Source organism: Microbacterium sp. NRRL B-14842, from assembly GCF_050470785.1.
In genome coordinates this window covers 2,037,715-2,056,636 of the sequence record NZ_JBFLUM010000001.1, presented here as the reverse complement: position 1 = coordinate 2,056,636, position 18,922 = coordinate 2,037,715, and the positions used below count along the sequence as shown (strand labels likewise).

The window sequence follows — 18,922 nt, the reverse complement described above, 5'->3', positions numbered from 1 at the left end:
GGAGGGCTTTCTGATGGGGGATGGGGTGCGGGCGATCGTGTCGCGCGCGAAAGCAGAGCCGGGTGAGGCGGAGGTTTCACTCTAGCGTCGGCGACGAGGGCCTCCGCGCACGCGGAGGGAGGGCTCGGGTCACCCGGTGTTCTGCAGGCCGGCGGCGACCCCGCTGACGGACAGGAGGAGCAGGCGCTGCTGTTCGGCGTCGGCCCCCGAGCCCTCCGGCTGCTCCGGTGCCGACCGGAGAGCGCGGAGCGCCCGCAGCTGCAGGAGCGAGAGGGCGTCGACGTACGGGCTGCGCAGCTGCACGGCCCGCTGCAGCACGGGCTTGTTCTCCAGCAGGCCCTCGCCACCGGTGAGTCGGATGACCCAGCGGCGGGTGAGCGCGAGCTCGTCGAGCACCAGGGCGGCGAGGTCGTCGCGGTCGCCGAGGGCGAGGTACTGCCGGGCGATGCGCTCGTCGGTCTTGGCGAGGCTCATCGCGACGTTGTCGACCATCGTGCGCAGCAGCGGCCACTCGCGGTAGGCCTCCGCCAGCAGCTCCTCGTCGCCGACGGCCTCGAGCGCGGTGCCGAGCCCGAACCAGCCCGCGAGGTTGATGCGGGCCTGCGTCCACGCGAACACCCAGGGGATGGCCCGGAGGTCCTCCAGCGACTCGACCGAGAGGCCGCGGCGGGCGGGTCGCGAGCCGAGCGCGAGCAGGCCGATCTCCTCCATCGGGGTCACGGTGGCGAACCACGGGGCGAAGCCCTCGGCCTTGACGAGCGCGAAGAACCGCTCGCGCGAGGCGGCGTCCATGGTTGCGGCGACATCGGCGTAGCGGGCTGCTGCGCTGCTGGTGCGTTCCTCGACCGTGGGGGACGAGGCGAGCAGCGTCGCCGCGGCGACCTGGTCGATGTGCCGCATCGCGATCGCGGGCTCGCCGTAGCGGGCGAAGATGACCTCGCCCTGCTCGGTGAGCTTGAACCGGCCGTCGACCGAGTGCGGGGGCTGCGCGAGGATCGCCGAGTTCGCGGGACCGCCGCCGCGGCCGAGCGCACCGCCGCGGCCGTGGAAGAGGGTCAGTTCGATGCCGGACTCCTGCGCCCAGCGGGCGATCTTCTCCTGCGCCGTGTACAGCGCCAGGTTCGCGGCGACGGGCCCGACGTCCTTGGAGGAGTCGGAGTAGCCGAGCATGACCTCCAGCCGGTTCCCTGTTGCGGCCATCCGCTCGCGGAACTCGGGGAAGGTGACGGCCTCGGCGAGGATCTCCGGGGCGGCCTGGAGGTCGGCGAAGGTCTCGAACAGGGGCACGACGTCGAGCACCGGGGCGTCGTCGCCGAGCGCGTGGCGGGCGAGGCGGTGCACGTTCGCGAGGTCGGAGGCCGCCTGTGTGAAGGAGACGACGTAGCGGCCCGCGGCGCGAAGCCCCCGGTCGCGCTGGATGTCCGCGATCGCGCGGAACACCTCCAGCACCTCCTCCGTCTGCGTGCTGATCGCCCCGCCGGCCTCCAACTCGGCCAGAGCCTTCGCGTGCACCTGGGAGTGCTGGCGCACCTCGAGCTCCGTGAGGTGGAAGCCGTAGGTCTCGACCTGCCAGATCAGGTGCTGCACGCCCCCGAAGGCGTGGCGGCGGGCTCCGGCGGCGACGAGGGAGGACTGCACGGCGCGCAGCTCCGCGAGCAGCTCTTCGGGACCGGTGTAGCCCTCGTCGTCTCCGCGGCGGGTGGCCGCCACGCGGCGGGCCATGACGAGGACGACACGGCGGTGCGGCTCGTCGGGCGAGCGGGCTGCGAGTTCGTCGGCGACCGCCGGCTCTGCGGCCGCGAAACGCTCCCAGAGCGCGATGACTTCGGTGCTGGGCGGGGTGTCGTCGGCGGCGAGCGTGAGGGTGCGGCCGATCCGGTCGAGTGCCCGCTCGAGCCCGCGGAGCACGTGGTCGGAGGCGATCTGCGAAGCCTCACGGGTCACGGCGGCGGTGACGAACGGGTTGCCGTCGCGGTCGCCGCCGACCCAGGAGCCGACACGCACGAACGCGGGGACGACCGGAGCGCTGGCGCCGGACTCCTCGCCGCGGAGGGCGTCGTCGATCCGGCGGTAGACGTGCGGGACCGTGGTGAACAGCGTCTCGTCGAAGACGCCCATGACGGTGCGCACCTCGTCGGTCGGGGAGGGCTTCTGTGCGCGCAGCGGCGCCGTCCGCCAGAGGGTGTCGATCTCCTCGAGCATCCGGCGGCGGGCCCGGTGCTCCTCGGAGCCGCCGACGCTCGCCGCGTCGTGCTGGGTGAGCAGCTCGGAGAGGCGGCGGATGCTCGACGAGACGGCGCGTCGACGGGCCTCGGTCGGGTGCGCCGTGAAGACCGGGTGGAAGCGCAGGCCGTCCAGACGCCGGCGGGCCTCGTCGTCGCCGACCTCCTCGCGCAGCCGCGCATACGCCCCCGCGACCGTGTCCGTCGCCTGGGTCCCTGAGCCTGTCGAAGGGCCCGAGCCTGTCGAAGGGCCCGAGCCCCCCTGGGTCCCTGAGCCTGTCGAAGGGCCCGTGCCCCCCTGGGTGCCTGAGCCTGTCGAAGGGCCTGAGCCTGTCGAAGGGCTCGGCTGTCCCGCCCGCTCCCGGAGCACGCGCACGCGCTGGTGCTCCTCGGCGAGGTTCACGAGGTGGAAGTAGCAGGTGAACGCCCTGGCGACCTCGTCGGCGCGGGCGATCGTGAAGGAGTCGGCGATCGCCGCGGCGCGGTCGAACGCGTCGGAGCTGTGGTCCTCGTAGGCCTGGATCGTCGCGAGGCGCAGGCGCTCGACGTCCTCGAAGAGGTCGTCGCCGCCGGCTTCGCGGAGCACCTGGCCGAGGAGCTGGCCCAGCATCCGCACGTCGGAGCGCATGGCATCGGGGATGCCGCGACCGGCTTCGAAACGACCGATCACGCGGATGGCCTCGGTGGGCGTCGGCTCGGAGAAAGCGGGGGAATCGGGGATCACCCTCCGAGAGTAGCCGGGTGGATCGGGGTGTCCCGCACGCATGACGACCGTGTGACATCCCGGCCTACGATGGACGGGATGCGCATCACAGCGAACCCCCTCCGCGGGCAGCAGTTCCCCGCCGTCCTCCTGCTCGTGGCCGCCGGCCTCGGCCTCCTCTTCGCGAACCTGCCCACGCACGACGCGATCGCCGGACTGCTGGAGACGCATCTCGCGGTCCCGGGGACGGCGCTGGACCTCTCGATCGCGCACTGGGTGTCGGACGGCCTGCTCGCGATCTTCTTCCTCGTCGTGGCGATCGAGCTGCGGCACGAGCTCACCCACGGCGAGCTCGACTCCCCGCGGAAGGCTGTGCAGCCGGCCATCGCGGCGACCGGCGGCGTGCTCGTGCCGATCCTCGTGTACCTGCTGATCGCGGGCGGGCCGGAGACGGCGTCGGGCTGGCCGATCCCGACCGCCACCGACATCGCCTTCGCCCTCGGCGTGCTGGCGATGTTCGGTCGCGGCCTGCCCTCCCGGGTGCGGGTGTTCCTGCTGGCCCTTGCGATCCTCGACGACATCATCGGCATCATCTTCATCGCGGTGCTCTTCGCGCACGACGTGCAGTGGCTCCTCTTCGGTCTCGCGATCGTCGGGGTGGCCGTGTTCTGGTTGCTGAGCCGCCTGCTGCATGCGACCGGCCACACACTCGTCGCTGTCGCGATGGCCGTCGTCGGCGTCGTCACGTGGGGCCTCGTCGCCTCGTCCGGCATCCACGCGACCATCGCCGGCGTGATGCTCGGCCTCGTCATGGCGCCGGTACCCGCCGGACGCACCCGGCATGCGCTGGAGCCGACCGTGAACGGGGCGATCCTGCCGCTGTTCGCGTTCGTGGCGGCGTTCGTCGTGATCCCGGCGGTCTCGCCGACGGCCCTGTCCCCGGCGTTCTGGGCGATCGTCGTAGCGCTGCCGGTCGGGAAGATCATCGGCATCTCCCTGTTCGGCTGGCTCGCCATGCGCATCCGGCCGAAGGGCGCCGACCCGGCTCTGCCCTTCGCGGACATCGTCGCCGCTGGCGCCCTGGGCGGTATCGGGTTCACCGTCTCGCTCCTGCTCGCGAACCTCGCGTTTGAGGGCGATGCGGTCATCCGGGACCAGGCGATCCTCGGCGTCCTCGTGGGGTCGCTGCTCGCGCTCATCCTGTCCGGCATCGTCGTCACCCTGCGCGCCCGGTGGTACCGTCGCGCTGCGCCCATTCCCGCGTGAGCCGGAGTCCGGAGGAAGCATGACCAGCGAGCAGCGAGGACCCGAGGGCATCGATGATCCGCTGCGTGCGGCCGCGGAGACCATGCGCACGGTGCGGGAGCGGTGCGTGTGGTCGCAGCGCATCACGCATCGCGATCTCGTGCCGTACCTCATCGAGGAGTCCCACGAGGTGATCGACGCGGTCGAGGACGGGTCTCGCGCCGACCTCCGCGAGGAACTCGGCGATCTGCTGTGGCAGGTGCTCTTCCACGCCGCCATCGCGGCGCAGGATCCGGACGACCCCTTCGACATCGACGATGTGGCCCGCACGCTCACCGAGAAGATGGTGCGGCGGCACCCGCACGTGTTCGGCGACGAGGTCGCGGAGACGCCGGAGGAGGTGCTCGTGCACTGGACCGCGGCGAAGGCGGCGGAGAAGCGCACCCGCCGCAGCGTGCTCGACGGGATCCCGCGCGCGATGCCGGCCCTCGCCCGCGCCCAGAAGATGTCGGGCCGTGCCGCCGGTGCCGGCGTGGTGCCCACGCATCCGTCCGCCCTGCGCCCGTCTTCGGAGGAGGAACTCGGCGATGCCCTGCTCGCACTCGTGGACACCGCCAGGGCCGAGGGCTGGGACGCGGAGCGCGCGCTCCGGGAACGGCTGACGCGCCTGGAGGACGAGGTCCGCGCCGCCGAGGCCGGCTGACGCGACGCGGACACCGCCGCCGACCTGGGAAGATGGACGGGTGGCTACCGTGAACGCGCCGCGCGGCATGCGCGACTTCCTCCCCGCCGACAAGGCCCGCCGTGAGCGGGTGCTCTCCGTCATCCGCGACCGCTATCGCGCGCACGGATTCGATGAGATCGAGACCCCCGTGGTCGAGGAGTACGACCGGCTGCATGCCGGCATCGGCGGCGACAACGAGAAGCTGTCGTTCAACATCCTGCGCCGCGGCCTGGATGCGGAGGCCATCCGCGCCGCTGCCGATGACCCCGCCGAGCTCTCCGATCTCGGCCTGCGCTACGACCTGACGGTGCCGCTCGCCCGCTTCTACGCGAGCAACCGCGGGCAGCTCCCCGGTGTCTTCCGGTCCATCCAGATCGGGCCCGTGTGGCGGGCCGAGCGCCCGCAGAAGGGGCGCTACCGCCAGTTCGTCCAGTGCGACATCGACATCATCGGCGACGCGTCGGCGCGCGCGGAGGCCGAGCTGCTGGCGGCCTCGCTCGACACCGTCGACGCGCTGGGTCTGGAGGGCGCGAGCGTGCGGATCAACGACCGCCGCGTCCTGGAGTGGATGCTCGAGCACTTCGGCTTCACCGAGGACGAGCGCCCGCAGGTGCTGATCACGATCGACAAGCTCGACAAGATCGGACCGGAGGGCGTGGCCGCCGAGCTCCGCGAGCGGGGGGCGACGGCCACGGCGGTCGACGCGTTCCAGGCCTTCCTCGGTCGCCCGCAGACGCTCGAGTACCACCCGTTCGGCGACAGCCAGATCCGCAAGGCGCTCCCGGACGGCGCGCCGGACGAGCTCGTCGCCCACCTTGTCGGCATCGGCGAGGCGGTCGCGGCGGGGCGCGGGCAGGACGACATCCCTCTCGTGTTCGACCCCTTCCTCGTGCGGGGCATGGGCTATTACACGGGGACCATCTTCGAGCTCGCGCACCCCTCCGTGACGTACTCGCTCGGCGGCGGTGGACGGTACGACGGCATGATCGGCCGGTTCCTGCAGCAGGAGGTCCCCGCGGTGGGCTTCTCCCTCGGCTTCGAGCGCCTGGTCGACCTCGTCTCGACGGATCCGGCGACCGCCGCGCAGGCCATCGTGCTCGTCCACGACGCCGCCGTCCCCGTGGCGGAGCTCGTGGCGCACAAGACGGCTCTCGTCGCCAAGGGCGCGCGGGTGCGACTCGAGCAGCGGACGAAGAACCTCAAGGCGCTGCTGGAACGGTCGGCGGCGGACGGGTACACGCACTTCGCGAGCGTGCGACCGGGAGACGACGAGCTCGAGATCAAGACGCTGGCCTGAGTCGCCCCCGTCGGAAGACGCGTTCACCGGGCGTTCACGGCGGTCGGCTCGAATCGGGCCGTGCGCCGCCTGCCTCTCTTCACCGTCATCGCGCTCGCCGCGGCCCTGCTCGTGGGCGCCCGCACGGTCCTCGACCGGCAGGCCGCCGTCGCGCGCCGGCGCATCGGGAAGCCGCTGGGGGAGCAGTCGCTCGACGCCGACCGTGTCTGGCGCCCAGGGCTCGAGGGCGAGCCGCTCGACCTCCTGCTGCTGGGCGACTCCCTCGCCGCCGGGCTGGGAGCGGCACGGCGGAAGGAGACCCTCGGGGCGCGGCTCGCGAAGGCGACGGCACGCCGACTCGGGCGTCCGGTGCGGCTGCGCACCGCCGCGGTCGTGGGCGCGGAGTCGCGGGATCTCGCCGGGCAGATCTCCCGGCTCCCCGCGGACTATCGCCCCGACGTCGCCGTGATCGTGGTCGGCGGAAACGACGTCACCCACCGCCTCCCGCCCGCGGAGTCGGCACGGCATCTGCGCGAGGCCATCGTCCGCCTGCACGCGCTCGGCGCCCGCGTCGTCGTCGGCACCTGCCCCGACCTCGGCGCCCTGCGTGCCGTGCCCCAGCCGCTGCGCCGCATCGCCTCCGGTCTGTCCCGGCGGCTGGCCGAGGTGCAGGCGGAGGCGGCAGGCCGAGAGGGCGCGGAGACGGTCGACCTGCGGCGCGCCGTGGGGCCGATGTTCTTCGACGAGCCCGAGGAGATGTTCAGCCTCGACCGCTTCCATCCGAGCGCCCTCGGCTACCGCCGCACCGCGGAGGCGCTGCTGCCCGCGGTCGAGCGCTCCGCCGTGGCCGCTTTCAGCTCTCGGCGCCCTCCGGTGCCGCAGTGAAGGAGGCAGCCCACGCGGCCACCCGTCGGGCGCTCTCCTCGTCGGACAGATCCTCCACGCGCGTCATGATCGACCACCGCACGCCGAACGGGTCGCGGATGCTCGCGTAGCGGTCGCCGGAGACGAACAGGGACGGCGCCTCGCGGACGGTCGCCCCCGCCTCGACGGCGCGCGCGACGACGGCGTCCACATCCGGGACGTAGAGGCCCATCGAATAGCAGTCGTCGTCGCCGGAGGGGGCGGGCACGAGGTGGTACTCGGGACTGGGTTCGCCGAGCTGCAGCCGGCCGAGTCCGAAGTCGAGGTCGGCGTGCGCGACGGTGCCGCCGAACTCCGTGACGTCGACCACGCGGGCGCCGAAGACGTCCCGGTAGAACTCGACGGCGCGGGCGGCGTCGGGGATCGCGAGGAAGGGGGTCAGCGAGGTCGCGCTGTGGGGGCGGCCGTCGGTCGTGTGCGCGCCGGTCACGCCGGCCGGAGGTGTCTGATCTGTCATGTCGCCACGGTAGGACGGGGAGGGCGACAGCCGCTTGAAGATCCGCGACACGTCCTCGACGACACGTCGGTGGCGCGCTCTACGCTGGGGGCCATGGTGGACCGGACGCGCGGAGTGCTCTACCCCGCGCGGCTGCCCGCGTTCCATCGGCTGCCCCCGCCCGAAGACGCCGCCGCGCTCGTCGCCTGGTTCTGGATCCCGGAGTGGAGCCTTCCGGAGGGCGAGGTGTCCCGGCAGGAGATCGTCGCGTATCCGGCCGTCAACCTCGTCGTCGCCCCCGAGGGCGTGTCGATCTCGGGCGCCACGACACGGGCGTCGACCAGGGAGCTGCGGGGGTCGGGGTGGGCTGTCGGCGCTCTCCTGCGCCCGGCGGCCGTCGTGGCCCTCACCGACGACCCGCCGGGTCTGATCGACGCGGAGCGGTCTTTCGACGCCCCCGATCTGCACGAGGGGGTGACGGCGGCGATGCGGTCACAGCCCGGGCGACGGGAGCGCGCCGTCGCGGTCTTCTCCGCGTGGCTGTCTCAGCGCGTCGGCCCGGTCGACGCGGTGGGGCGGCAGGCCAACGCGATGCTCGACGTGCTGCTGGGGGAGGGGGCGGCGCTGACTCCGGAGGAGGCGGCGACCCGACTCGCGGTCTCGGTGCGCACGCTGCAGCGGCTCACGCACCGCACCGTCGGGCTCTCGCCGGGCGCGATCATCCGCCGCCGCCGGTTGCAGGAGGCGGCACAGCGTCTCCGCGAGGAGCCGGAGACGGATCTGACGTCGCTCGCCGCCGCGCTGGGGTACGCCGACCACGCCCATCTCACGCGCGACTTCGCGGCCGTCCTCGGTCTGCCACCCCGCGACTATCGCGCGGGTGTCTCCGGCTGAGACCGATCAGGGCCGCCCGCGCTGCGGCCACCGCATCCGCAGGGCCCGTCCGGCGATGCCGAGCAGCACGACGCCTGTGCCGAGGAGCGAGGCGAGGACGGGGAGCGTGCTCACCAGCACGAGACAGCCGAGCGCTCCTCCCACCTGCAGCATCCGCGGGTAGCGTCGGGCGGCCCCCTGCTGGCGGAACGCGGCGGCGTTCGCGATGAGGTAGTACAGCAGCACGCCGAAGGACGAGAACCCGATCACCTCCCGGAGGTCTCCCACGAGCACCAGCCCGATCACGATGACGGCGAGGGTGATCTCGGCACGGCGCGGCACCTGGTGCCGGTCGTCGATACGGGCGAGGACCCGAGGGAGATCGCCTTCCCGCGCCATGGCGAGCGTCGTGCGGCCGATGCCGGTGAGCAGGGCGAGCAGCGCGCCGAGGGAAGCGGCCGCCGCGGCGATCCGCACCACGGGGGCGAACGCCGACCAGCCGGCCGCGGTCAGGACGTCGGCCAGGGGCGCGGCCGCTCCCCGCGCGTCGCCGCCGAGGACGAGGAGCACCACGAGGCCCACGAGCGCGTAGACGACGACGGCGCCGCCGAGAGCGAGCACGATCGCGCGCGGGATCGTCCGCGCGGGGTCCACCACCTCCTCGCCCATCGTGGCGATCCGGGCGTAGCCCGCGAAGGCGAAGAAGAGCAGCCCGGCGCCCTGCAGCACCCCGTAGACGGTCGCGTCAGGCAGCGGTGCGGGCGAGGCGGTCGGGGCGGCGCCGAAGCCGACCGCCACCACGACCGCGAGCCCGAGGAGGGAGCACGCCACGAGGATGCGGGTCGCCAGCGCCGTCCGGGTCACGCCCAGGCAGTTCACGACCGCGAGGGCGGCGACGGCGATCACGGCGACGGGGGTCTGCCATCCCGCCGGCGCGGCGTAGGCGGCGAAGGTCATGGCCATGGCGGCGCAGCTCGCGATCTTGCCGATCACGAAGCTCCATCCGGCGACGAAGCCCCACCACGGTCCGATCTCCGCCCGCGCATACGCGTACGTGCCGCCGGCGACCGGGTGCACAGCGGCGAGCTGCGCGGAGGCGGTGGCGTTCGCGTAGGCGACCGCGGCGGCGATCGCGAGGGCGACGAGCGTCGCGTTTCCGGCGACGTCGACGGCCGGACCCCAGACCGCGAACACGCCGGCGCCGATCATCGATCCGAGGCCGATCGCTACGGCGTCCGGCAGCGTCAGGCGGCGGGCGAGGGGCATCCGGTCATCGTCCCACGCCGGGGTGAACGGCGGGTGACGGGTCATCCCCGCGCTGCGGTGACGCGCTTCTTCTCGCGGATGTAGACCTCGCGGCGCACCTTCGCCACGACGTCCCCGTGGCGATCGGTGATGACGGTCTCGAACCACTCGAGCACCTTGGCCCCGCCGTGGGCACGCTGTCGCAACTCCTCGGCCTTCTCCCGCGTCACCTCGAACTCCGCGGTCAGCACCCCACGCCCCGGCTTGAGGAACTCGATCTCGCCGCGCGTGTCCCATACGACGTAGTCCCGCCCGAGCTGGTGCATGACGAGCATGAAGAAGTAGGGATCGGTCATCGCCGACATCGACCCGCCGAACGCGGTCTTCACATAGTTGCGGGTGAGGAGGTTCACGTGCAGCTCCACGGTGGCGCGCGTCCAGTCGTCGCTGAACCGGCGGACACGGATGCCGCTGCACAGGTTGGGGATCCAGAGGCTCATGCCGAGGGCGAGGCGGCGGGGCGTGATGCGCATGAGGTCAGTGTGGAGGATGCGCGCGGCTGCGACGAAGACGACTGGAGGGTTGGCACAGTTGTTCTAGTTCACATAGAATAACTAGGGAAGGGAGGCGCCATGCTCATCCGCGTCGATGTCGACAGCCCGCACGCGCTCTACGACCAGGTCGCCGCCTCGGTGCGCGCCGACATCCTCTCCGGAGCCCTCGCGCCCGGCGACCGTCTGCCGGCCGCCCGCGACGTGGCGGCTGCGCTCGACATCAACCAGCACACCGTCCTGCACGCCTACCAGCGCCTGCGCGACGAGGGCCTGGTCGACCTCCGGCGGGGCAGGGGCGCCGTGATCGCCGCCTCCGCCGCGCCCCTCGCGGAGCTCTCGCACGAGATCGACGGGCTGATCCGACGGGCCGCCGCCCTGGGGGTCTCCGCCGACACTCTCGCCGGAATCGTCCGCACGCACCGCGCAGAAGCCGAACCGCCCACTCCCGCCGCGACTCCCCAGGAGGCCCCCGATGACGACGCCTGACCCCACTCGCACCCCTCCGGCCACCCTGCGCCGCGCGCGACGGGCCTTCGTCCTCGTGGCGTCGGTCCTCCCCGTGCTCATCGTCGCGATCTCCGCTCTCGTGCTGATGACCTGGCTCCCGTCATTCCCCGCCGACGTCGCGATCCACTGGGGCGCCGACGGGGCGGACGGGTTCGGCCCGGCAACCACCTACCTCTGGGTGCTCCTCGGGGTCGGTCTCGGCATCCCGGTGCTCCTGACCATCACGACGCTCGTCGCCGTCGGGGCGCACTGGGGCGCCACCGCCCGGCTGCTCGGGGCGACCGCAGCCGGCATGTCGGCGTTCGCGGCCGTGATCTGCCTGGGTTCCCTCGCGATCCAGCGCGACCTGCCGCCCGCCGGTGACGTCCCTGGCATCGCGGGGGTGATGGGGCTGGCCTTCGCGGCCCTGCTCGGCGTGGGCGCGATGGCGTGGTTCGTGCAGCCGCGCGTCCGTGCGATCCCCGGCGCCGCCCTCACGCCGCGACACGACGTGCGGGTCGGCGAGGGGGAGCGCGTCGTGTGGGTGGGGACGACGACCATGCCCACCGGTGCTCTCGTCTTCCTGCTGCTCGTGCTGCTCGGGCTCGTGGCGCTCGCCGTGATCATGGTCGTCACCCGAACCCCGATGGCCTGGGTCTCGGCCCTGGTGGCGCTCGTCGTCGGATTCGCGCTGGCGGCGACCACGTCGTTCCGGGTGCGTGTCACGCCGGACGGCATCGACGCCCGCGCCGTGATCGGGTGGCCTCGCAGGACCATCCCGGTGGCGGAGATCGTCTCGGTCCGGGCCGTGCGCATCTCGCCCTTCGGGGAGTTCGGCGGCTGGGGCTGGCGTCTCGCCCCGGACGGCCGCAGCGGGATCGTGATGCGGCAGGGGCCGGCGATCGAGGTGCATCGCCGCGACCACGGTCCCTTCGTCATCACGATCGACGGCGCGGAGGAGGCGGCAGCGCTCCTGCAGACGTACGTGGACCGGTCTGCGGGGCCTGCAGTCTCCGGGGAGACGGAGAGGACGGAGCGATGACCACCACGACACCGACGCGCGTCCCGTGGCGCGCCGTCCTCATCTTCACCCTCACGGCCTGCGGGCTCGCCGCTCTCGTCTGCCTGCCCCTCTGGCTCGGCGACGGCCTCGCCGAGCCCTTCGCGGGGGCGATCCTTCCCGTGATGATGTTCACCCCGGCGGCCGCGGTGCTCGTCGTCATGCTCACCACGGGCGTGCCGGAGAAGGGCGTCCGCGCGCGCTTCCTCGGGATGTGGCCCCTGCGGCCCGCGAAGCGCGTCGTCGGCCTGCTGGTCGCGGCCTGGCTCGTGCCGCCGGTGCTCGTCGCCCTCGGCATCCTCTTCGCGGCCGTGCTCGGGTGGGTGCGACTCGACCTCACCTTCTCGGCGTTCGCGGACCAGCTCGCCGAGGCCCTCCCTGCGGGCGCACCCGTGCCGCCGGTCGGCGTGGTCGTGTTCGCGCAGCTCGCGGCGATCCCCGTCGGCGCCCTCGTGAACAGCGTGCTCGCCTTCGGGGAGGAGCTCGGGTGGCGCGGCTGGCTGCTCCCGGCGCTTCGTCCGCTCGGCACCTGGCCGGCGCTCCTGCTCACCGGAGCGATCTGGGGGCTGTGGCACAGCCCTGTCATCCTGCTCGGCTACAACTTCGGCCGGACGGACGTCACCGGCGTGCTGTTCATGATCGGCGGCTGCGTGGCGTGGGGCGTGCTGTTCGGCTGGCTCCGGCTGCGCTCCGGCTCGCTGTGGCCGGCGGTCGTCGCGCATGGATCCCTCAACGCCGCCGCGGGCATGATCATGATCGTCGCCGCCGTGCAGCCCGACCTCGCCCTGGCCGGGCCGCTCGGCGTGGCGGGCTGGATCGTCGCCGCCGTCGTGGCCCTCGTCCTGGCGCTCACCGGGCAGTTCCGCCGTCAGCCGGAGCTCGCCGCGCCGCGGACCCCTCCGGCCCCGCCGACGCTTGACGGCCGACCGGCGCCGGGGGTTGGCTGAGCACATGGAATCCACTCCCGCCGCCTGGGCCCGCGCCGACACCTTCCTCGCCGACACGCTCGTGGGCACGGACCCGGCCCTGGAGGCGACGCTCGAGGCGCAGCGGGCCGCGGGGCTCCCCGAGATCGAGGTCGCCCCGGTCGCGGGGAAGCTGCTGAACCTCCTCGTGAGGATGAGCGGTGCGCGCCGCGTGCTGGAGATCGGCACCCTCGGCGGCTACTCGACGATCTGGATGGCGCGAGCGGTGGGACCGGACGGACGAGTGGTGACGATCGAGGCGGAGGCCGACAACGCCGCCGTCGCCCGCGCGAGCATCGATGCCGCCGGAGTGGGGGATCGGGTCGACATCCGGATCGGGCGCGGAGCCGACGTGCTGCCGACCCTCACCGGCGCCTTCGACCTGGTCTTCATCGACGCCGACAAGGAGTCGAACACCGTCTACCTGGACTGGGCCGCGAAGCTCGGTCACCCCGGCACCGTGGTCGTGCTCGACAACATCGGCCGCGACGGCGAGATCGTCCGCGACGACTCGACGGACTCCAAGGTCAACGGCACCCGTGCGGGCCTGCGGATGCTGGGGGAGGACCCGCGCTTCGACGCCACGGCGCTGCAGACGGTCGGGATCAAGGGGTGGGACGGCATCGCGCTCGCCCTCGTCGTGTGACTCCGGCGCATCGCGCCGCTTCATCTCCGGGAGCCGTCCGATGCCGGGGATAGACTGGGCGCGGATCGACGACGCTCCACACACCCTTCCATCCTGAACAAGGAGCACATCAGTGGCACTGATCGAGGCTGTAGGCGCACGCGAGATTCTCGACTCGCGCGGAAACCCGACCGTCGAGGTGGAGGTGCTCCTCGACGACGGCATCGTGCAGCGCGCGGCCGTCCCCTCCGGCGCCTCGACCGGCGCCTTCGAGGCGTACGAGCTGCGCGACGGCGACAAGAGCCGCTACTCGGGCAAGGGCGTGCTCAAGGCCGTCGAGGCCGTCATCGACGAGCTCGGCCCGGCCATCGAGGGCGTGGAGGCGAGCGAGCAGCGCATCGTCGACGAGATCCTCATCGAGGTCGACGGCACGGACAACAAGAAGCGCGTCGGCGCCAACGCCATCCTCGGCGTGAGCCTCGCCGTGGCCAAGGCGGCCGCCGACTCCGCCGACCTGCCGCTGTTCCGCTACCTCGGCGGTCCCAACGCGCACGTGCTGCCCGTGCCGCTGTTCAACGTCATCAACGGCGGCGAGCACGCCGACAACGGCATCGACATGCAGGAGTTCTTCCTCGCGCCCATCGGCGCGGAGACCTACTCCGAGTCGCTGCGCTGGGGCGTGGAGACCTACCACGTGCTGCGTGCCGAGCTGAAGGCCGCGGGCTACGCGACCGGTCTCGGCGACGAGGGCGGCTTCGCCCCCGACCTGCCCAGCAACCGCGAGGGCCTCGACTTCCTCGTCAAGGCGATCGAGAAGGCGGGCTTCACCCCCGGCACCGACATCGCGCTCGGCCTCGACGTCGCTGCCACCGAGTTCTTCACCGACGGCGTCTACCGTCTCGACAACAAGGACTGGGACGCCGAGGCGCTCACCGAGTACTACGTCGGTCTCGTCAACGACTTCCCGATCGTCACGATCGAGGACGCCCTCGCGGAGGACGACTGGGACAACTGGAAGCACCTCACCGACGCCCTGGGCTCGAAGGTGCAGCTCGTGGGCGACGACCTGTTCGTCACGAACCCGCAGCGTCTGGCCGACGGCATCACGCGCGGCGTCGCCAACTCGCTCCTGGTGAAGGTCAACCAGATCGGCACGCTCACCGAGACGTTCGACGCGGTCAGCCTCGCGCAGCGCTCGGGCTACACCGCCATGCTCTCGCACCGTTCGGGTGAGACCGAGGACACGACGATCGCCGACCTCGTGGTCGCGACGAACGCCGGCCAGATCAAGGCGGGCGCCCCGGCGCGCAGCGAGCGCGTCGCGAAGTACAATCAGCTGCTGCGCATCGAGGAGGAGCTGGGCGACGCGGCGGTCTTCGCCGGCCGCTCGGCCTTCCCGCGCTACCAGGCCTGAGCGCCCGAGACAGCGACGCCGCTTCCGCGGCACGACCGCGCCGCCCGGAAGGCGGCAGAGACGAAGGAGGAGCCGTGGCACGACGACCGGCTCCTCCTTCGCCGTCTCCCGGGGCGGCCCCTGCCCGCCCCACATCGTCCAGGTCGCGACGGCCCCGCGAGGCCGCCACGACCGCGCCACGCGTGGACGTGCGCGAGTGGGCATCCGGCATCCGGCTGTCCGCGTTCTCGGTGATCATGCTGTCCCTCGTCGTGCTGGGCGCCTGGGTGCTCGTCCCCACGCTCGGGACCTTCATCGACCAGCGGCAGAAGATCGCCGCGCTGGAGCAGTCCGTGCAGGTGAGCGAAGACGAGATCGCGGCGCTGACCGCGGAGCGCGAGCGGTGGGACGACCCCGCGTACATCACGACGCAGGCCCGTGAGCGGCTCTACTACGTCAAGCCGGGCGAGGTCGTGTACCTCATCGACAACGACCTCGATCCTTCCGCCCTCCCGCGGGAGCAGGAGCCGGTGAGTGACACGCTCGAGGAGAAGCCGGCCGACTGGATGCCGCAGCTGCTGCGCACCCTCGTCTCCGCGGGACTGAGCGACACCGCCGCCACCGCCGGCTGAGGGTCCGGCTCCGAGCATCCTCCCGGACGGCTCCCCTACGCTGGTGGGGTGACCACTCCGCCGTTCCCCGCGCCCACTTCCGCCGAGCTCGCCGTCGTGTCGACCCAGCTCGGACGGCCCGCCCGCGGAGTCGTCGGCATCGCGGCCCGTTGCCGGTGCGGCAACCCGACGGTGGTGGCCACCACTCCGCGCCTGCCGGACGGCACGCCGTTCCCCACCTTCTACTACCTGACGCACCCGGCCGCGACGGCGGCGATGTCCACGCTCGAGGCGAACCAGGTCATGCCCGAGCTGGCGGGGCTGCTCGCCGAGGATGAGACCGTGGCCGCGGCCTATCAGGCGGCGCACGAGGCCTATCTCGCGGACCGGGCGCAGTTCGGCGAGGTGCCCGAGATCGACGGGATCTCTGCCGGAGGCATGCCCACGCGGGTGAAGTGCCTGCACGCTCTCGCCGGGCACGCCCTGGCGGCGGGTGCCGGTGTGAACCCGATCGGCGACGCCGCGCTCGCCCGCAGCTCCTGGTCTCCCGAGGTGTGCCGCTGCGAGGAGCCCGGCGCCGCCCTCCGCGACGATCCGGCACGCTCGGCATGACGCGGCGGCGGGTGCTGCGCGGCGCCGTCGCCCTCGTGGCGGTGGCGGCATCCGTCCTGCTCCTCGGATCGACCGCCACGCCGACCCCCACGCCGCCGCCGGTCGCCGACGACCCCGCCGACCCGATCCGCGCGGCGGAGTACTGGCTGGACGGCGCCGGCATCAGGGAGGCCTGGCAGACCACGCGCGGCGAGGGCGTGACCATCGCCGTCATCGACACGGGCATCGGCAAGGTGCCGCAGGTCTTCGGCGAGGCGGTCGTCGGCGGCACCGACGTGTCCGGCGCCGGCACCCCCGACGGCCGCACGCCGCTCGGTGCGGTGGACGGCAACCACGGATCCTGGGTCGCGTCGCTCGCGGCCGGGCGAGGCAAGCCCGACGGCACCGGGATGATCGGCGTCGCCCCGGAGGCGGACCTGCTCTCGGTCTCGGTCGGCTTCGGCGCCGCGGCGGCCGTGCCGTTCACCGAGCAGGTGGCCAAGGGCATCCGATGGGCGGTCGATCACGGCGCCGACATCATCAACCTGTCGTTCACGACGAACACCCTCGACTGGGACGAGAGCTGGGACGACGCGTTCCTCTACGCCTTCGAGCATGATGTCGTGGTCGTCGTCGCGGCCGGCAACCGCGGGAGCGGCACGAACATCATCGGCGCTCCCGCCACGATCCCCGGCGTGCTCACGGTCGGCGGTGTCGACCAGACCGGAACGGCCAGCATCGAGGCCTCGACCCAGGGCATCACCATCGGCATCTCGGCGCCGAGCGAGGGCCTGCTCGGCGTGTCCGCGGACGGCGAGGTCGTCTCCTGGAGCGGGACCAGCGGCGCGGCCCCCATCGTGGCCGGTGTCGCCGCACTCATCCGCTCGGCGCATCCCGACATCTCGGCCAACGACGTCATCAACCGCATCATCAAGACGGCGATGCCGGTGGCCGATGCGCAGAAACCACGGGACCCGCTGTACGGTTTCGGGCTCGTGGACGCGGACGCGGCGATCTCGGCGAACATCCCGACCGTCAGCGAGAACCCGATGGGCGACCTGGCCGAATGGGTGCGGCTGTTCCGCCGCGCGGACAGCGCGCCGACCCCCGAGCCCACACTCGCCCCCGTGGACATCCCGCCGCTGCCGGATGCGGATACACCGACCGAGCCCGGTTCACCGCTGCTTCCCAGCGCCGATTCCCTGCGCTACGGTACCCTGCCGCTCATCGCCCTCACGGTCCCTGGTATCCTGGTAGCGCTTGGCGTCACCGCAGCTGCCCGGCGCATCCGATCGGCGCGCGTTCCCGTACGCCACAATCCCGACTCCGAGGAGTAGTTCTTCTGTGCCTCAGAACAGCACTGTGCCCAAGATCCTGATCGTCGGCGGAGGGTACGCGGGTTTCTACACCGCGTGGAAGCTCGAGAAGCACCTGCGCAAGGGTGAGGCCGATGTGACCATGGTCGACCCGCTGCCGTACATGACGTACCAGCCGTTCCTCCCCGAGGTCGCCGCCGGATCGATCGAGGCCCGGCATTCGGTCGTCGCGCACCGCCGTCACCTGAAGCGCACGCACGTGCTCACCGCCAAGGTCACGAACATCAACCACGCGCAGAAGGTGGCCACCATCACGCCGCCCGTCGGCGAGCCGTACGAGTTCGCGTACGACCAGATCGTCGTCACCGCGGGCGCCGTCTCGCGCACGTTCCCGATCCCGGGCATCGCCGACAACGCCATCGGGCTCAAGACGATCGAAGAGGCCGTCGCGATCCGCGACAAGGTCATGTCGAACTTCGACAAGGCCGCCTCCCTCCCGGCCGGCCCCGAGCGCGACCGCCTGCTGACCGTCGTCGTCGTCGGCGGTGGCTTCGCGGGTATCGAGGTCTTCGCGGAGCTCCGCTCGCTCGCCTCCTCGCTGGTGAGCAAGTACCCGCAGCTGAGCTTCGAGGACACGCACTTCCACCTCATCGAAGCCATGGGGCGTATCATGCCCGAGGTCTCGCTGAAGACGAGCGAGTGGGTTCTCAAGGACCTCGCCAAGCGCGGCGCGAACGTCCATCTCGACACACAGGTCACCGGTGCCATCGACGGCAACGTCGAGCTCTCGACCGGCGAGGTCATCCCGACGGATGTCATCGTCTGGACCGCCGGTGTCATGGCCAACCCGACCGTCGTGCGCGGCGGCGATCTGCCGGTGGAGGAGCGCGGTCGCATCCAGACCCGTGCCGACCTCCGCGTCGGTACGCCCGAGGCGTTCGTCGAGGGCGCCTGGGCCGCCGGTGATGTCTCGGCCGTCCCCGACCTCTCGGGTGGCGGCGTGGGCGGCTTCTGCGTCCCGAACGCCCAGCACGCCGTGCGTCAGGCGAAGCTTCTGGCCAAGAACGTCGTCGCCGTGCTCCGCGGCGAGAGCCCCAAGGAGTACTTCCACAAGAACCTCGGCGCTGTCGCGGGCCTCGGTCTGTACAACGGCGTCTTCCAGTCCGGCAAGATCGCGCTCAAGGGCTTCATCGCCTGGCTCGCGCACCGCGGCTACCACGGCCTCGCGATGCCGACGTGGGAGCGCAAGTGGCGCGTGCTCTGGGGCTGGTGGAACAACCTGTGGCTGGGCCGCGACCTCGTGAACCTGCAGACGGTGCAGAACCCTCGCTACGTCTTCGAGGAGTTCGCCGCCCGCCCGCGTCCCGCCGCACCCGCGGACACTGCTCCGGCGTCTGGAGCCCCGGCGGCGAAGGCCCCGGCCGCCGAGAAGCCGGCCGCTGCCCCCGCGGCGGAGACGCCTGCAGAGATCAAGAAGCCGGCCGCCAAGCGGCCCGCAGCCAAGAAGGCTCCGGCCTCTTCGTCGAAGGACTCCGCGGAGACCGCTGCGGCGAAGTGACCACCCGGTTCTGAGGAGAAGGCCCTGAGCGCGTGAGCGCCGGGGCCTTCTTCCGTTCGCGGCGCGGCGAGAGTTGGCGACGTAACATCTCACATTGTACGCTCGCAGGGTGCTC

Annotated in this window: 18 protein-coding genes; 14 read left to right on the top strand and 4 right to left on the bottom strand. The window is 72.3% G+C overall.

Translation table 11 applies throughout. The features are described from left to right. Nucleotides 1-129: 129 nt before the first annotated feature. Nucleotides 130-2,946: a phosphoenolpyruvate carboxylase gene (locus AB1285_RS10190; protein ID WP_370428669.1), complete on the bottom strand. Its 2,817-nt coding sequence runs from the start codon at nucleotides 2,944-2,946 to the stop codon at nucleotides 130-132. 78 nt (nucleotides 2,947-3,024) lie between these two features. Between AB1285_RS10190 and nhaA the strand changes: the two genes are divergently transcribed. From nhaA to AB1285_RS10170, 4 genes are all read left to right on the top strand, one after another. Beyond that, nucleotides 3,025-4,191 carry a Na+/H+ antiporter NhaA gene (gene nhaA, locus AB1285_RS10185; protein WP_259952122.1) on the top strand — a complete coding sequence of 389 codons (1,167 nt, stop codon included), beginning with the start codon at nucleotides 3,025-3,027 and terminating at the stop codon, nucleotides 4,189-4,191. Between the two features lie 19 nt (nucleotides 4,192-4,210). Then, the gene (locus AB1285_RS10180) at nucleotides 4,211-4,873 is read left to right on the top strand and encodes a MazG family protein (protein ID WP_259952124.1); all 663 of its coding nucleotides are present in this window, start codon (nucleotides 4,211-4,213) and stop codon (nucleotides 4,871-4,873) included. Nucleotides 4,874-4,940: 67 nt separating this feature from the next. Next, complete coding sequence (hisS, locus tag AB1285_RS10175) at nucleotides 4,941-6,191, top strand: histidine--tRNA ligase (protein WP_259952193.1); 1,251 nt, start codon at nucleotides 4,941-4,943, stop codon at nucleotides 6,189-6,191. A gap of 60 nt (nucleotides 6,192-6,251) precedes the next feature. Next, entirely contained in the window at nucleotides 6,252-7,055 is an 804-nt protein-coding gene (locus AB1285_RS10170; RefSeq protein ID WP_370428670.1) for an SGNH/GDSL hydrolase family protein, read from the top strand. Here the strand turns inward: AB1285_RS10170 and AB1285_RS10165 are convergent. Further along, a complete protein-coding gene (locus AB1285_RS10165; protein ID WP_259952128.1) occupies nucleotides 7,024-7,551 on the bottom strand; it encodes a VOC family protein in 528 nt (175 codons plus the stop codon). The two genes, AB1285_RS10170 and AB1285_RS10165, sit on opposite strands and share 32 nt — an antisense overlap. Before the next feature lie 93 nt (nucleotides 7,552-7,644). On the opposite strand from AB1285_RS10165, the gene AB1285_RS10160 reads away from it, so the two are divergent. Next, nucleotides 7,645-8,424 carry an AraC family transcriptional regulator gene (locus AB1285_RS10160; RefSeq protein ID WP_370428671.1) on the top strand — a complete coding sequence of 260 codons (780 nt, stop codon included), beginning with the start codon at nucleotides 7,645-7,647 and terminating at the stop codon, nucleotides 8,422-8,424. A 6-nt stretch (nucleotides 8,425-8,430) separates the two neighbouring features. Here the strand turns inward: AB1285_RS10160 and AB1285_RS10155 are convergent, their stop codons facing one another. Continuing rightward, complete coding sequence (locus AB1285_RS10155) at nucleotides 8,431-9,669, bottom strand: APC family permease (protein WP_315637508.1); 1,239 nt, start codon at nucleotides 9,667-9,669, stop codon at nucleotides 8,431-8,433. A 41-nt stretch (nucleotides 9,670-9,710) separates the two neighbouring features. Further along, nucleotides 9,711-10,181, bottom strand: coding sequence for a PaaI family thioesterase (locus tag AB1285_RS10150; protein ID WP_187663573.1), 471 nt, complete (start codon nucleotides 10,179-10,181; stop codon nucleotides 9,711-9,713). A 99-nt stretch (nucleotides 10,182-10,280) separates the two neighbouring features. Here AB1285_RS10150 and AB1285_RS10145 point away from each other — a divergent pair, with 99 nt between their 5' ends. From AB1285_RS10145 to AB1285_RS10105, 9 genes are all read left to right on the top strand, one after another. Further along, complete coding sequence (locus tag AB1285_RS10145) at nucleotides 10,281-10,688, top strand: GntR family transcriptional regulator (protein WP_187663574.1); 408 nt, start codon at nucleotides 10,281-10,283, stop codon at nucleotides 10,686-10,688. Next, nucleotides 10,675-11,730: a DUF1648 domain-containing protein gene (locus AB1285_RS10140; RefSeq protein ID WP_366236447.1), complete on the top strand. Its 1,056-nt coding sequence runs from the start codon at nucleotides 10,675-10,677 to the stop codon at nucleotides 11,728-11,730. Before AB1285_RS10145 ends, AB1285_RS10140 begins: the two co-directional genes overlap by 14 nt. Continuing rightward, complete coding sequence (locus AB1285_RS10135; RefSeq protein WP_366236448.1) at nucleotides 11,727-12,695, top strand: CPBP family intramembrane glutamic endopeptidase; 969 nt, start codon at nucleotides 11,727-11,729, stop codon at nucleotides 12,693-12,695. Before AB1285_RS10140 ends, AB1285_RS10135 begins: the two co-directional genes overlap by 4 nt. A gap of 4 nt (nucleotides 12,696-12,699) precedes the next feature. After that, a complete protein-coding gene (locus AB1285_RS10130; RefSeq protein WP_187663577.1) occupies nucleotides 12,700-13,359 on the top strand; it encodes an O-methyltransferase in 660 nt (219 codons plus the stop codon). A 112-nt stretch (nucleotides 13,360-13,471) separates the two neighbouring features. After that, complete coding sequence (gene eno / locus AB1285_RS10125) at nucleotides 13,472-14,752, top strand: phosphopyruvate hydratase (RefSeq protein WP_259952141.1); 1,281 nt, start codon at nucleotides 13,472-13,474, stop codon at nucleotides 14,750-14,752. A gap of 182 nt (nucleotides 14,753-14,934) precedes the next feature. Then, nucleotides 14,935-15,363: an FtsB family cell division protein gene (locus AB1285_RS10120; RefSeq protein WP_259952142.1), complete on the top strand. Its 429-nt coding sequence runs from the start codon at nucleotides 14,935-14,937 to the stop codon at nucleotides 15,361-15,363. A gap of 48 nt (nucleotides 15,364-15,411) precedes the next feature. Then, nucleotides 15,412-15,954, top strand: coding sequence for a DUF501 domain-containing protein (locus tag AB1285_RS10115; RefSeq protein WP_187663580.1), 543 nt, complete (start codon nucleotides 15,412-15,414; stop codon nucleotides 15,952-15,954). After that, a complete protein-coding gene (locus AB1285_RS10110) occupies nucleotides 15,951-17,270 on the top strand; it encodes a S8 family serine peptidase (protein ID WP_370428672.1) in 1,320 nt (439 codons plus the stop codon). The genes AB1285_RS10115 and AB1285_RS10110 overlap by 4 nt, the downstream gene beginning before the upstream one ends. 25 nt (nucleotides 17,271-17,295) lie before the next feature. Continuing rightward, on the top strand, nucleotides 17,296-18,807 hold the full coding sequence (locus tag AB1285_RS10105) for an NAD(P)/FAD-dependent oxidoreductase (RefSeq protein WP_259952145.1): 1,512 nt from the start codon (nucleotides 17,296-17,298) through the stop codon (nucleotides 18,805-18,807). Nucleotides 18,808-18,922 lie beyond the last annotated feature (115 nt).